Annotated in this window: 14 protein-coding genes and 1 tRNA gene; 9 read left to right on the forward strand and 6 right to left on the reverse strand. The window is 39.5% G+C overall.

Features of this window, described 5'->3' with window-relative positions:
* Positions 1–262 precede the first annotated feature (262 nt).
* Positions 263–631 carry a VOC family protein gene (locus FQ087_RS21635; RefSeq protein WP_255452501.1) on the forward strand — a complete coding sequence of 123 codons (369 nt, stop codon included), beginning with the start codon at positions 263–265 and terminating at the stop codon, positions 629–631.
* A gap of 1,067 nt (positions 632–1,698) precedes the next feature.
* Here FQ087_RS21635 and FQ087_RS21640 read toward each other — a convergent pair.
* The 5 genes from FQ087_RS21640 to FQ087_RS21665 all read right to left on the reverse strand — a co-directional run bounded on the left by FQ087_RS21640 (position 1,699) and on the right by FQ087_RS21665 (position 7,929).
* Complete coding sequence (locus FQ087_RS21640) at positions 1,699–4,101, reverse strand: ABC transporter permease (protein WP_149582678.1); 2,403 nt, start codon at positions 4,099–4,101, stop codon at positions 1,699–1,701.
* Positions 4,102–4,106: 5 nt separating this feature from the next.
* The gene (locus tag FQ087_RS21645) at positions 4,107–4,865 is read right to left on the reverse strand and encodes an ABC transporter ATP-binding protein (RefSeq protein WP_149582679.1); all 759 of its coding nucleotides are present in this window, start codon (positions 4,863–4,865) and stop codon (positions 4,107–4,109) included.
* Positions 4,866–4,959: 94 nt separating this feature from the next.
* Complete coding sequence (locus FQ087_RS21650; RefSeq protein WP_149582680.1) at positions 4,960–6,369, reverse strand: HAMP domain-containing sensor histidine kinase; 1,410 nt, start codon at positions 6,367–6,369, stop codon at positions 4,960–4,962.
* Between the two features lie 20 nt (positions 6,370–6,389).
* Positions 6,390–7,088, reverse strand: coding sequence for a response regulator transcription factor (locus FQ087_RS21655; RefSeq protein WP_149582681.1), 699 nt, complete (start codon positions 7,086–7,088; stop codon positions 6,390–6,392).
* A gap of 646 nt (positions 7,089–7,734) precedes the next feature.
* Entirely contained in the window at positions 7,735–7,929 is a 195-nt protein-coding gene (locus FQ087_RS21665) for an aspartyl-phosphate phosphatase Spo0E family protein (RefSeq protein WP_149582682.1), read from the reverse strand.
* 352 nt (positions 7,930–8,281) lie between these two features.
* On the opposite strand from FQ087_RS21665, the gene FQ087_RS21670 reads away from it, so the two are divergent.
* The 8 genes from FQ087_RS21670 to FQ087_RS21705 all read left to right on the forward strand — a co-directional run bounded on the left by FQ087_RS21670 (position 8,282) and on the right by FQ087_RS21705 (position 13,843).
* Positions 8,282–9,874 (forward strand): putative polysaccharide biosynthesis protein, encoded by a 1,593-nt coding sequence (locus FQ087_RS21670; RefSeq protein ID WP_149582683.1) that lies wholly within the window; start codon positions 8,282–8,284, stop codon positions 9,872–9,874.
* A gap of 1 nt (position 9,875) precedes the next feature.
* On the forward strand, positions 9,876–11,345 hold the full coding sequence (gene yabN / locus FQ087_RS21675; protein WP_149582684.1) for a bifunctional methyltransferase/pyrophosphohydrolase YabN: 1,470 nt from the start codon (positions 9,876–9,878) through the stop codon (positions 11,343–11,345).
* Complete coding sequence (locus FQ087_RS21680; RefSeq protein WP_149582685.1) at positions 11,332–11,622, forward strand: RNA-binding S4 domain-containing protein; 291 nt, start codon at positions 11,332–11,334, stop codon at positions 11,620–11,622. Before yabN ends, FQ087_RS21680 begins: the two co-directional genes overlap by 14 nt.
* An 89-nt stretch (positions 11,623–11,711) precedes the next feature.
* The gene (yabP, locus tag FQ087_RS21685; protein ID WP_149582686.1) at positions 11,712–12,008 is read left to right on the forward strand and encodes a sporulation protein YabP; all 297 of its coding nucleotides are present in this window, start codon (positions 11,712–11,714) and stop codon (positions 12,006–12,008) included.
* On the forward strand, positions 12,005–12,472 hold the full coding sequence (gene yabQ / locus FQ087_RS21690) for a spore cortex biosynthesis protein YabQ (RefSeq protein WP_149582687.1): 468 nt from the start codon (positions 12,005–12,007) through the stop codon (positions 12,470–12,472). The genes yabP and yabQ overlap by 4 nt, the downstream gene beginning before the upstream one ends.
* A 54-nt stretch (positions 12,473–12,526) precedes the next feature.
* A complete protein-coding gene (locus FQ087_RS21695) occupies positions 12,527–12,946 on the forward strand; it encodes an FtsB family cell division protein (protein WP_149582688.1) in 420 nt (139 codons plus the stop codon).
* 129 nt (positions 12,947–13,075) lie between these two features.
* Positions 13,076–13,501, forward strand: coding sequence for a S1 domain-containing RNA-binding protein (locus tag FQ087_RS21700; RefSeq protein ID WP_149582689.1), 426 nt, complete (start codon positions 13,076–13,078; stop codon positions 13,499–13,501).
* A 117-nt stretch (positions 13,502–13,618) separates the two neighbouring features.
* On the forward strand, positions 13,619–13,843 hold the full coding sequence (locus FQ087_RS21705) for a hypothetical protein (protein ID WP_149582690.1): 225 nt from the start codon (positions 13,619–13,621) through the stop codon (positions 13,841–13,843).
* Here FQ087_RS21705 and FQ087_RS21710 read toward each other — a convergent pair.
* Positions 13,844–13,917: transfer RNA gene (locus FQ087_RS21710), tRNA-Met, on the reverse strand.
* Positions 13,918–13,985: the final 68 nt, after the last annotated feature.

Genomic DNA, 13,985 nt, shown 5'->3' on the forward strand with positions numbered 1-13,985 from the left:
GTTATTCGGCCAGTTAATTTAACAAAGAATTGGATTAGCTACATGAAATCCAACCCGATTTGATAACTGAAAGGGTTTGTATACGCTATTTTATGAAATAATTTAGCTTTAATACTCAATAAAAAATGCCATGAAAGGCAGCCAATACTTAACAAAAGCACCCGTTAGTTTAATAAGACAACTTAGTTAGATATTCCAAAAAAAGGATTTTAATTAATGTGTGTCGAATATTCACACTAATACTAAAAAAAGGTGGGATAAAATGATGAATCAGGTTTGTGTTATAAGCGTTTACGTGCCAAATTTAAACAAAGCAATTGACTTTTATACTAATACTTTAGGTTTTGAATTAGACGAGCAGTATGGTCCCAATATTGCATCACTTGTACACGGAGAGATACCAATTATTTTAGAGGAGAACGATAATGCAAACTATAATCAAGATAATAAAATTACTGGAGTTGTATTAGGATTACGAACTGAAGATATTTATGAAACGGTAAAATTCTTAAAAGAGAAAGAAGTGAATTTTATTGTAGATGAACCAACTAATTGTCCTCCTGGAAAATATATTAGTTTCAAAGACCCCTTCGGAAACGTTTTAGAATACCTCCAATTTGAAAATATGTAACAAGCATGATGAGTTCCACATAATTGTTGAACTTTTTTTATCTTCTTATAGAACTATCCCCGTTAATTGAACGAGAAACTCGAATAGTTCCATCCGAAAACCATCGATTTGATTGCTGAATAGGCTTGTATACGTGATACACCCATGGTGAACATAACGTCTGTTCAGGACAGTTGATCATGTTTCGCGACCTCTTAAAAACTCTTAGTTCATCTCCTATGGTTCTTCATTTTCGTTGTACATGAAATTATATATCGTTGAGTTTACGGGGTTTCTGGTGAAGGTCAGGCCTATCTAAACGAATAAATATGCAGGTTTATCTAAACTCCTGCAACGGTTGGAGGTCATTCTCGAAAAGAACAGTCCTGGCACATTATTCAAAAGGCCACCCCAAAAACCCCCTTCGCTTTGCTCCAGTTAGACATTTACTGTTGACCCTACCAGATAATCTTCCTTTTAAAATAAAAAAACAACAAAAACACTCCATCATTCTTGAAATTCACTTTTTAACTTTTCTTTAATATGTTCTATTTGTTTAACTTCATATTGGTATTTCTTAAGATTTAATTCATTAACTAGTAATTTGAAAAATGACTCTGACCTTGATAATAGCAGACCCAATAATAATTATTCTGACGCTTTTAATAAAGCCTTCATTGCTAATTTTAGAAATGACCATACAAGTTACAGTGTAATGCCATATAGAAAGTGACTCTTAATTTAAATAGAAAAGGAAATGCTATAAAAATGGATTCAGGAGCTAAAATACCATCTTTGGCTGCTTCTTGCTAGATCGAGAAGTGGTGATTCACTCGTTCTCAGGGGCTTTAGAACTTAGTGTACCTGTATGGGTGGAGAGCGACGGACGAAAGTTCACCATACGATTATCGGAAAAACTGCGAAGTGATGCGACAAAGTCGCATCACTAAAGTAAGTGGTATTTTATTGGTTAATTTTGATTGATCAACACACGTGCTAATTCATGAATCTATCGCGAATTATAAAAAGGCAAAAGGTTCTAACATGATTGTGGAAATGGTGGAAATCGATATCCTTAAACTATTTAATTACTCGACCACAAGGATACGGGGTGAAGTTTTGGCGATAATTCTTGAAGAAAGCCAGGAACCAAAACCTGCTGAAACGATACTTATACTCGCCATTAGTAGGATGCCAACCCAATTGAAAATCAGTGGTAGTTCAACAATTCCATAACTAGATAGGGCTGATTCCATAAAAATTGGTAATATTGAGACACCAACAACTATTCCGAGTAATGCGCCGATTGTAGATAGAACGACAACACCGGAAGTAACGGATCGTCTTATTTTAGTTGAAGTCATTCCGACAGACTTATAAATTCCGTACGTTTTACTTTCTTTTCGGATGCTCATACGGCAAGTGCTGTATATAATGATGAATGTAACCAGCACAAACATCAGTCCCATGATGCTCATTGGCACTATTAAAATAGCTACTACCTCATTAAATACTGAATCTGCTAAAGTCTCCGCCGCTAAAGAATTAACAGAATTTTTAAACATTGAATTTAATTCATCTGCAATGTCGCCCGCATCCGCCGGGTTTTTAAGGATAATATACCCAAGAGCTGTAGCAGTGTAGTCGGGATTATTTATCTTTAACACATCGGCTGTAATTCTTGCTGATTGAGACAAATCCAAGAGTGCTTGGTAGATTCCCGTAATGGTAAGCGTATACTTATTTCCTCCTATATACACTTCCGTCACGTCTCCTATGTCTTTGTTGAGATACTTTGCAACGCCGACACCCAATGCAATTTCATTTTTGTTTGTGGGGTTACGACCTTTTATCGTAACAATTCCAAGTTCATCATAGTTCCCATCGAGGACAGCTAGTGCAATACTCTTTGATCCAATCATTTGACCTTCTGCTGGAAATGTTGCATTTAACTCATCCCCAGCCCAACCGACTGCTTCAACTCGTTCATCTGACAATACTTCTTTTTCAAATTCAGCTTTAGAAAAAGTCGTCTGATTAAATACAACCACCGCTATGTCAGCAGAGTCATATCCCCATAATGGCAATGTTTTTTCAATAAAAAAAACACTGTTCAGTAAGACAAACCCGAAAACAAGCACAGCCGATGTAACAGTGGTTAACAACATCATTAAAAGTGAGCCCTTCCTATTTTTCAATAAGTTTCTCAGCCCGATGACAAAAGGTACCGGATAGGACGCAAATCCGAATTTATTTACCCCTGATGAACTTAACCGCCGTGTCATTTTACTGTTTTCTACTTCAGACATTCCATATCGAATCGCTTGTGCAGGTTGTATCGACCGAGTTTTGTTGGAATATATCAATGAACAAAGGAAAATAAGGAGAAAAACAAACAATCCAACAGCAATTGAAACCATCCCACTCTGTATACTTGAGATTGTGTTCTCCATTTCTAAGTTAGAAAGTGAACTTTCTACGATAAGTTTTGATGAAAAGTGACTGAGTATTACCCCGGGGATAATGGAAATTATAGCAAGGAAAGAATATTGACTGACATATGTCAAGATTATTTTATTTGCCGATAAACCTAAAGATTTTAAAACCCCGATTGTTTTATAGTTCGACAAAATAGCGTCAGAAATCGTAAATCCAATCGTTATAATGGCGATAGACATCATAACGACTCCCAGAAAAATCATTACAAATGCGATAATTTTGTTCATAATTAGATAGAGCGAAGAAACGGACTCTAACTCGGCTTTCGATTCAAGAAAAGGCGTACCCATAAAATCCTCAAAACGATCCCAATAGTGTGCGCTTTGACTATAATTATCATTATCATATCTAAGCCCCATCATGTACTTATCATTTACTTGCATAGAACTTAGCTTCTCTTGATAATCTTTAGTATTCATCCAAACACGTACACCATTTGAAAAAGGTGTACCATAAGGAACATCAATCACAATGGCTGAAATTTCTAACTCGAACTTTTCTACACCAGTTGTAAATCCAATAGATTCCCCTATTTCCATCCCGTGGTTATATGCTGTCGCAGTGGATATCCATATTTTGCCTATTTCGGGATTTGAACGCACATCTCCTTTTACAAATGTAAGTTCATCAACCCCTAAAGGTAGCTCAGGCGTATTCATCATATATAAATATAAGTTTGAAATTTCTTTCCCTTCATACATGATCGTCGTTAAGTTCTTAAAAGGTAATAATTTCGACGCCTTAACCCCATCCTGCTTACTCCACCATTCTTTTGCCAACTGAGGGTCGTGAAAACCATTATTAAACGTCAAAATCTGGTGTGAACCATTCGTTTTTTCGTGAGTAGCCTCAAATAAATTGTCTGTATTCAAAATAACATTAACCGACGTTGCAAGTAGTAATGTGGAAAGCAAAATAAGCAAGGCAGTTAATCCGTTTTGAATCTTTTTTTCCCTTAAGTTAGCAATACAAAGTGTCCAAATAGCATTCATAGTGCTTACTCCTTTCCAGAAACGTATGAAAAGATTACGTTTTCTCTGCCTTGGATTGTAGTAGCATCATATTTTTCGAATTCTAGCACTCCACCAATTTTCCCATCCCGAATATAGATAAGACGATCCGCTCTACAAGCGGCCTTTATGTCGTGGGTCACCATCACGATGGATTGTCGTTTACGGTTCATTTCCGTTAAGATATCCAATACGGCAACACCTTGATCATAATTTAAACTACCTGTCGGTTCATCTGCAAATAGGATATCTGGAGAATTAATAAGTGCTCTGGCAATGGCTGCTCTCTGTTGCTGGCCACCTGAAGTTTGGGAGGGTAACCGATTTTGCTGTTCTTCAATATTCATCGCGTTCATCAGCGAAAGGGCCTTTTTCTTGACTTCTTTTTTAGGATTTCCAGCTATATAACTAGGCAAAGAAATATTTTCAACTAATGTAAGATCAGGCACTAAATTTATGCTTTGATAAATATAGCCGATTTTTTTGGCCCTGAAATCCGCCAGTTCCCTTTCGTTGTATGCATCTATTCGCTGATCTTGAAAATACACTTCACCCGCCGTTATGCTATCAAGTCCACTCAGAAGATAAAGAAGCGTAGACTTTCCTGAACCTGAATTCCCCATAATTACGGTGAAATCTCCTTCGTAAATGGCTAAGTCGATGTTTCGAATGGCATGAAATTGTTCGCTACCCGTTGAATAAGTTTTGCAGAGGTTTGTTGCATGGATAATAGCTCTCTTTGACAAAATTGCACACTCCTTTTTTGTTCTTACTTTCAGTGTAGCGTGCAATTATTTAACAATACTTATCAAGTTATTAATGAATTATTACAAAGCGAAATTAACACAACGGAATCGTAAAAATAAAAACAGTGCCTTCACCTTTTTTGCTCTTAAAAGAAATTGACCCATTATGAGCTTCAATAATATGTTTGCAAATTGAAAGCCCCAAACCATTGCCTTCATTTTTAGCGTTAACTTGCCCTTTAAAATAACGGCCGAATATAAAAGGCATGTCCTGTGGGAGAATCCCCACGCCTGTATCCGCTATTGTAATTTTTAACTGCTCTAACTCTTGCACAATTTGAATGCGAATAGAATCTCCAGGGGACGTATGTTTTAACGCATTTGTTATGAGGTTCGAAATAACTTGCTCCAATCTATTTGCATCGGCAGCTATAAGTACATCCGGAATTTCCGTCGGCTCTATGAATACCACGCCCGTTGTGCGAACGTAATGACCTATTGGTTTTATCATATCTAAAAGCATGCTTTTACTGTACTGCTCAATAGGATTTACTGATATCTGTCCTAATTCTTGAAGGGCATGCAGTAATAAATCTTCCAAAAGTCTCGTCATTTTATCCGTATTTGAACGCATCACTTCAATATAGTCCATAACGGATTCCATGTCTGGACAGACTCCATCTCTTATAGCATCGAGGTATGCTTTCACCGTCGTCAGCGGCGTTTTTATTTCGTGAGAAATCGTTGTAATCAGTTCTTTTTGGGCTTTCTCCTGTGCATCTCTTCGCTTGCTAAGATTCATAATTTCCATCCGCATTTGATCGAATACTGCATACACTTCACCCATCTCGTCTGTCCTACCATACTCCGCTTTTTGCTCATAATCGCCTTTTAAAATTGCTTCTGAATAGTAGGATAATTTTTTGATAGGTTGGATTATATTTTTCTTCATTTTTTGCCTAAGAATATAGAGTAAGCTGCAGAAAAGAATTGAAAAGAGTATTATCAAATAGATTGGGATTAGAGGAATTACCTTGGTATTTCCCATACCTACTGCGCTTTTCGGCAATAAGAAAATCGCATTGCCAATTTGGATTTGTGTTTGATCATCAACTACCGGAAAAGTAATCTTGAAAAATTTTTTTTCGGTTTTAGCAGTATACAAATCATAGTGGAGCGACTTTTTCACATCGACTTTTTGAATCGACTTATCAGCCGAAGAGTTAAATAATACGTTGCCATCCAATTGGATTAAGAGTAAATTCAAATCGTTTTTTGCACATATTTCCTGAAGAGCAGTAACGTCGATGTCATCATGATATTGCTCAAGATATGCCAGGCTATCACTTACAAGTATGCGGGCTTGATTTATCACATAAGCGGGATTAGCTTCATTGTCGTTTAAGAACTGATCGGCAAATAAGTATAGAATACATGCCAAAAATGCCAACAGACAGATTAAAGCTGCTGCAACCCATTTTTTCGTCCACTCGTTTAAAGTCATCGTGTTCTCCAATCCGGAGCTTAATCTAAGCTTAGTTTATAGCCAACGCCCCAAACCGTTTTAATATACGTCGGGTTTGAAGGATCAATCTCAAATTTCTCTCGTATTCTACGAATATAAACAGTGATTGTATTTTCATCTCCGTACGCGGCGTGCCCCCAAACGGCATCCAACAACTGACTTTTCGAAAAAACTTGATTCTTATTTTGGGATAAAAAGTAGAGAAGCTCGAATTCTTTGGAAGATAGTGCAATCTCATTGCCGCCTACTGTTAAACGGTAGGCTTTTTTATCAATGACGACATTTCCGAAGTGCAGAACATCATCATTCCTTTGTGTACTAGCAGTTCCTTCATAGCGACGTAAATGGGCATTTATTCTGGCGGCTAACTCACTTAATGAAAATGGTTTCGTCATATAATCATCTGCACCAAAACCAAGTCCAAGAACCTTATCCGTATCACTTGTCCTAGCGCTTAAAATAAGAATGGGTGTATTAAATTTTTCTCTGATTTTACGACAAAGTTCAATCCCATCAGTGTCGGGAAGCATTAGATCCAGAATGATAAAATCCGGAACCAAGGTCTCAATAAATCTCATACCATCTTTCCCGTTTTCAGCGATAAAAACTTCATAGCTGTATCTGTTGAGATAATCTCTTACAATACGCGATATATCTTTTTCATCTTCAATAATAAGTATTTTCTTTCGTTTATTCACTAGTTCATCTCCAATGAAAGTAAATTTTTCGTAATGTATGTATGATTGCAACTATTATTATGTTTATAGTTATGGGGAATCTGAAGTGTTTCCATTATTATGTAATTAACTTTTAATATATGATAAGTTGCTAATGAAAGTACAGTTATATTAATTTGATTATTTAGATTGCATAAGGCGGACGCGTGAATCATGAATAATTAGGTATTCAAGAATGCCAAAAAGGAATGCCTCTTCATGTAAATTGTAAGTGTGAGCAAACAATTTACATGAAGAGGCATTCCTAATCAAACAGTATTTAGTGAGGACTCAATAAAAATAAGCACCAGACTGCATGATTTTGTTCGTCGGCTGAGGCTCGGATACTTGTCGCTTTTATAATCGGTGGGACATTGTTTTGTGATTTGTAGAGTTGGTTGATTTCTCGTCAAGGGAACATAGAGGGACCAAAAGGTTTGATAGTGTTTAATTTCGTCATTTCGGATTTTGAGGATTCTTATTGTGTTTTAGCATTTGGAGCTTGATAGGCTAATATTTCATAACAATCAATGGTGTGGTACTCATCATTGATGATTTCTATGTTTGGAGCAGCGTGCATGGAATTAAAATTCACTATGTCTTACACAGGCACTTTTTTAACCTGAATTTAGGACATTACTTTGCGAGCTTGTTGAACGGATCGGATATTTTCATATCTATTTAGTAAGGTGTCGAGCTCTTGACTGCATGCGATGACAATTGGGTGACTTAGACCGAAATGTGTTGCGTTCATATACATATCTTCTCTTTTTGAATTTATCTTTACGGACAGTATGTGTTTTACAGGCACTTTTTTTATCATCCTTTTTCCTCCAATTAACCTTTTGGTATTAGTATTTTTAATGTGTTTTACAGTCAATAATTCACAAAAATTATAACCATTTTTCGTTCTGGAAAGGTCAAATGTGGAATTGGTGAACTGGATGTGGTGTGACTATATTTGAATGAACTACTATATGGTTGTGACTTTCAGGTCGTTTATAAGTAGGGGAGAACCTTTTGAACTTACATTATATCTATGTCATTCCCATAATTCTGGAATAGTAAACCTGTTTGTGATTATTTATAAATTATCCATGTCTTTATGGATAATTTTCGCTCCTATGATTCGTGATATAATAGGGGCATTATGTATAAAAGAAAGAGGCACGGTTATGGCGCAACAATGGAATATGAAAACATTCATGAAAGGCGCATCCGTTCTTACGATTTCTGCAATTATTGTGAAATTGCTCGGTGCGGTTTATCGAGTTCCGTTTCAAAATCTGGTCGGTGACAAGGGGTTTTACATTTATCAACAAGTCTATCCGTTCATCGGTATTTTTATCGTCTGGACGTCGTACGGTTTTGCGGTAGCGGTGTCGAAGCTTCTTGCGAGTAGCACAAGTCGCGGTGAGGCAAAGGCGATGATGCGTATTGCATTTACATATCTGCTACTATTATCGTTAACCTTTTTTATTATTTTAACCGTATTTGCCCCGTTTTTTGCCCGTTCGATGGGTGATTCTGGGCTCGTACCACTGCTGCGTGCGGGTGCCTATATTGTGTTAGTCATGCCGGCGTTAGCCGTTTTGAAAGGTTCATTCCAATCGGAAGGGCGGATGATGCCGGTTGCCGTATCTGGTGTAGGTGAGCAGGCATTCCGTGTGATGGTTATTCTGATTGGAACCTGGATTGCTATGCGGGCGGGCGCTTCGCTCTATACGGCGGGGGAGGTGGCCATGTGGGGTGCGGTTGTTGGAGAAAGTGCAGGGGTTATCATTCTTGCCCTCTATTACCGCAATAAATTCCAAGGCCCCTTAGAGAAAGTAGATACATGGCAAGTTGTGAAAGAATTGACAATCGTAAGTCTTAGTGTCAGTGCAAGCTCACTCATCCTGTTGTTGTTTCAGCTCGTCGATTCCTTTACGGTATACAATATCCTTCTAGCTAACGGTTTCGCTCAGGATACGGCCATGGTAATGAAGGGTGTCTACGACCGCGGACAGCCGCTTGTGCAAATGGGGATTCTAATTGCCTCGACATTAGCGCTTGCTATCGTTCCGCTTATCGCTCATCACTCGTCAAAAAAGTCGAAGCGGGGAGCGTTGCCATTCATCCGACTGACATTCCGCACAGCGTTTCTATTTGGGTGGGCAGCTGCGGTTGGGCTAGCGCTTGTTATGCCATATGTGAATGAAATGCTGTTCGAAACACGTGACAGTTCTGTCACGCTTATTATTTTCTCGCTACAAGTTTTTTGGTTGTCGCTGATTTTACCGCTGACAGCCATTCTGCAAGGTGCAGGAAGAGTGAAGGTCCCGACGCTCCTGCTTATCGGTGGGTTGGTTATAAAAATCTTTGCCAATCAACTCCTGGTTCCTTTGTGGGACGTCACTGGAGCTGCAATTGCAGGTAATATCGGTTTAGCGGCAATTACATTTGGACTGCTGTTGTACTTTAAAAAGGTTTGGCCAACCCGTCTTGCACCAGCCCGTTTTTACGGATGGGTAATAGGGGCGACAACCCTCATGATAGCGGTTGTTTACCCGTGGATGATTGTGGCAGACGGGTCTTTATTTGACGAGTTACCTGGGCGAATAGAGGCGACACTTATCGCATTAACATCCGTTTTGGCTGGGGCTATTGTTTTCCTTTTCGTCATTATGAAAACACGTATAATGGCAGAGAAGGAATGGTTTCTTCTTCCATTCGGTAAACGTTTAGCTACATTGCAATTACGACTTAATAAAAGAAAAGGTGAATGACATGCATCAGTTAACAATTATCGGTCTTGGCGCAGGTGACCTTGACCAGTTAGCACTCGGAACATACCGGAAATTAAAAGTGGCAAACTGTATCGTGGCGCGTACGGACCAGCACCCTGCTGTAGCCGAGTTAAGGTCGGAAGGTATTGTTCTGACAAGCTTCGATGAAATTTATGAAAAACACGACTCGTTCGAGAATGTATATGATGAAATTGTAGAACGACTGCTCATAATGTGTGCAGAACAACCGGTAACCTATGTTGTCCCAGGGCATCCGCTCGTTGCAGAACGGACGGTACAATTATTAGTTGGGAAAGAACGTGAAGGTTTAATCCAAATGGAAATCGCAGGTGGAAATAGTTTTCTCGATCCAATTTTTGCAGCGCTGCGTATCGATCCGATTGAAGGATTCCAGTTGCTAGATGGGACGGATATGAAACGAGATGATGCCCATATGACGCAGCATATTCTGATTGGACAAGTGTACGATGCGTTCGTGGCGTCCGAAGTGAAACTATCACTAATGGAAAAATACGCCTACGATCATCCGGTGACGGTTGTAACGGCGGCGGGCTCTACCGGTGAGCAATTGATTACAGTTCCACTATTTGAACTAGACCGTGTCACTGAAATAAATAATTTGACTACCGTTTATGTACCGCCTGTTGTCGAAAGAGAAGCGCGGCTGAAAGATTGGTCGACGTTCAGGGAAATCATCGCTGCGCTGCGCGCTCCGGACGGTTGCCCGTGGGATCGTGAACAGACGAATGCATCGCTGAAACGGTATTTGATTGAAGAAACACATGAGTTACTAGAGGCGATTGATAAAGAAGATGACGAAGCTATCATCGAAGAACTTGGTGATGTGCTGCTGCAAGTATTCCTTCATACTCAAATTGGCGAAGACGACGGCTATTTTGCGATGGAAGATGTACTTCAGGTGGTTGGTTCTAAAATGATCCGTCGTCATCCACATGTTTTTGGAGATAGAAATGTGGAAAATTCCGAAGAAGTCCTACAAAATTGGCAGGAAATCAAGCGGGAAGAAAAGCCACAAGTTGAATCGTTATTAGAAGGGCAAGAGCGTCCTTCCTCGTCACTTTTAACGTCACTTAATTATCAAAAAGAGGCGGCAAAGGTTGGTTTTGATTGGCCGACGATTGAAGGTGCTTTTGAAAAGTTTGATGAAGAGTGGATGGAATTCCGCAAAGAACTAGAGAGTGGAACGAAATACAGCCAAATGGACGAACTGGGTGACGTCTTGTTCACAATCGTCAATATTTCGCGCTTCCTTAAACTATCCCCGGAAGAAGCTATTGTGCACGCGAATCAAAAGTTTCACCGACGATTCTCTTTCGTCGAAAAGAGTGTAAAAGATGGACAGGGCAATTTTACTGCCTATACACTTGATGAGTTGGAAGGGTTTTGGAAGAAAGCGAAAGAAGGGGAAGATAATTATGAGACTCGATAAATTTTTGAAAGTATCCCGCCTAATTAAAAGACGGACACTTGCAAAACAAGTAGCTGATCAAGGACGTATAACGATCAATGGAAAGATTGCAAAAGCGTCATCGGTTGTAAAAGAAAGCGATGAATTGGCTATCCGTTTCGGTCAGAAAATTGTAACGGTAAAAATCAACGTGCTGAAAGATACGACTAAAAAAGACGATGCAGCCTCAATGTACACAATTTTGAAAGAAGAGAAGCTTGAAAAAGTGGAACCGGAATTCGTGGATGACGAAGACTGAAAAACATGACAGGGAATATTCCTGTCATGTTTTTTTATACCTAGGCATAAGCTAACAGTGAACGTACAAGCCAAAGGGGGAAGCATATAATGCAATTTCAAACTGACAGTCCTACGTACGCAATTCCATCAGGAGACCACGTCGTTACTATGCGCAATAGAAAACGGATGGACTTGACGTCGGTAAAATCAATTGACCGTTTCGATCAGGAAGAATTTCTCGTTAGGACATCACAAGGATTGTTACAAATCCGTGGAGAGGAACTACGTATCGTCCATCTAGATGTCGATAAAGGACTTCTAACATTGGAGGGAACGGTCAGTACGATTCAATATGATGAAGAAGAATCAGGCTCAAAAGGTTTTCTCCATAAATTGTTTGGATGAGTCTATCCGTTCAATTTCTTAGCCTACTCGCTATGATTGGGACAGGCATTGTTGCTGGGGCATTCATGGATATGATCGGAACAAGCACGGCGCACGCTGGGAAGAAATCGATTATTCGCAAGCGTGCAGTCTGGCTTGAAGTTATTGGTTGGGTACTTATCGGATGCGGAACATTCTATATCCTTTATCTTGTCAGGGATGGTGCCTGGAGGATATATGATCCATTTGCACAAATCAGTGGAATGTTGCTATATGTAACTATTTTTTATAAGCCATTTCGACTTTTAGGGAGAGTCTTGTTAGTTCTGTTTATAAAGCCGCTCTGGTTTTTTGTTCGTCTGATCGTATTGATTGTCCGTAAAATCATTCTTTTTATCGCGAGAATCATTGTAGTCCTTTGCACACCATTTGTTAAATTATACCGTATCATTTCCAGAAAACTCTTTAAAAGAAGGGTGAAATGATATATAATTTGTGGACTAACAAATTGTATTGTGTGTAGAGAGGGAGTGCGGAACGTGGAACAGAAGCAGCAGAGGAAATCGTCCGATAGGGTCGCATCGATTCAAACTGAATATGTCCGCTCACTTCAAAAGAAAGAGACTAGGAAGAATGCGCGGAAAGTCCGTTTGTATCGAAGATTAGCTGTGTTTACTATTGCCGCAGCCATTATTCTTGGTGGCCTGACGAATATGTTCGTCAACCAGAAACAGGCGTTAGCTAAGAAAGAACTGCAAAAAGTAGAAGTTCTTGCCCAGCTTGAAGGGGTGCAGGAAGAACAAGAAATGCTAAAAAGACAAATCGTGAAATTGAATGATGACGAGTATATTGCAAAACTTGCACGCAAAGAATACTTCCTGTCTGAAAAGAGTGAAATTATTTTCTCAATACCCGAAAATAAGAAAAAAACAGATGAACAAGACGACGGAAAAGAGTAGTCTTATTGACACTCTTTTTTTATTGGCTATAATGGAAGTAAGGATCCTGCAATTTGCAGGGCTCATTAATACGGTTGCAAGGCTCCCAGCGTGGGGCCCGCTTAAATTTTAAGGAGGAGCATTTTTTTTATGTCAATTGAAGTAGGCAGCAAGCTAGAGGGTAAAGTAACAGGAATCACAAACTTCGGGGCGTTTGTCGAGCTACCGAGTGGCTCAACAGGCCTGGTCCATATTAGTGAAGTGGCGGACAATTATGTCAAAGACATCAATGATCATTTTAAAGTTGGTGACATGGTTGAAGTGAAAGTGATGAACGTCGGTGCAGATGGTAAAATTGGGTTATCAATTAGAAAAGCGAAACCTGAATCTGAACAGCGTCCAGAACGTCCTCAGCGCCCGCAACGTCCGCGTCAAGGTGGTCGTCCCGCTATGGAACGCCCTGAGAACTTTGAACAGAAGATGGCGAAGTTCATGAAAGACAGCGAAGAGCGTCTCTCTACTTTGAAGAGAGCGACAGAATCGAAACGCGGTGGCCGTGGCGCAAGCAGAGGGTAACTTGCTAGCTGTTTCAATTCATGAAAAAATGTAAGAATAGTATAAAGAAAAGCAGCGGACATAGGGTCATTACCCTTGTTCGCTGCTTTTTGATTGTGTTCGGGGAGGTGAACTGTAATGACTTTGGCACAAACTGTCATGGTAACTGGTGAAACTATCATGGCATTTGCACAAACTGTCATGACATCTGCAAGAACTATCACGACAAATTGCATAAACCGCCACACGTCACCAAACAATCGTCCGTTTTTCATTTTAAAAAAACACTCCCTACGTCGTAGGGAGTGTTTTTTTTATAACTTATTGTCCAACTATTGGACGGTTGTACCTGTATTTCATTAATGGCGGCAGAGGGGATCGAACCCCCGACCTCACGGGTATGAACCGTACGCTCTAGCCAGCTGAGCTACGCCGCCTGCATATGTCCTGGAAGCATTTATGTCTGCTAATTAGAAGAACAATATTTATAATACAAGTGAATCGA

Source organism: Sporosarcina sp. ANT_H38 (genome assembly GCF_008369195.1).
In the GTDB taxonomy this organism is placed as follows: domain Bacteria; phylum Bacillota; class Bacilli; order Bacillales_A; family Planococcaceae; genus Sporosarcina.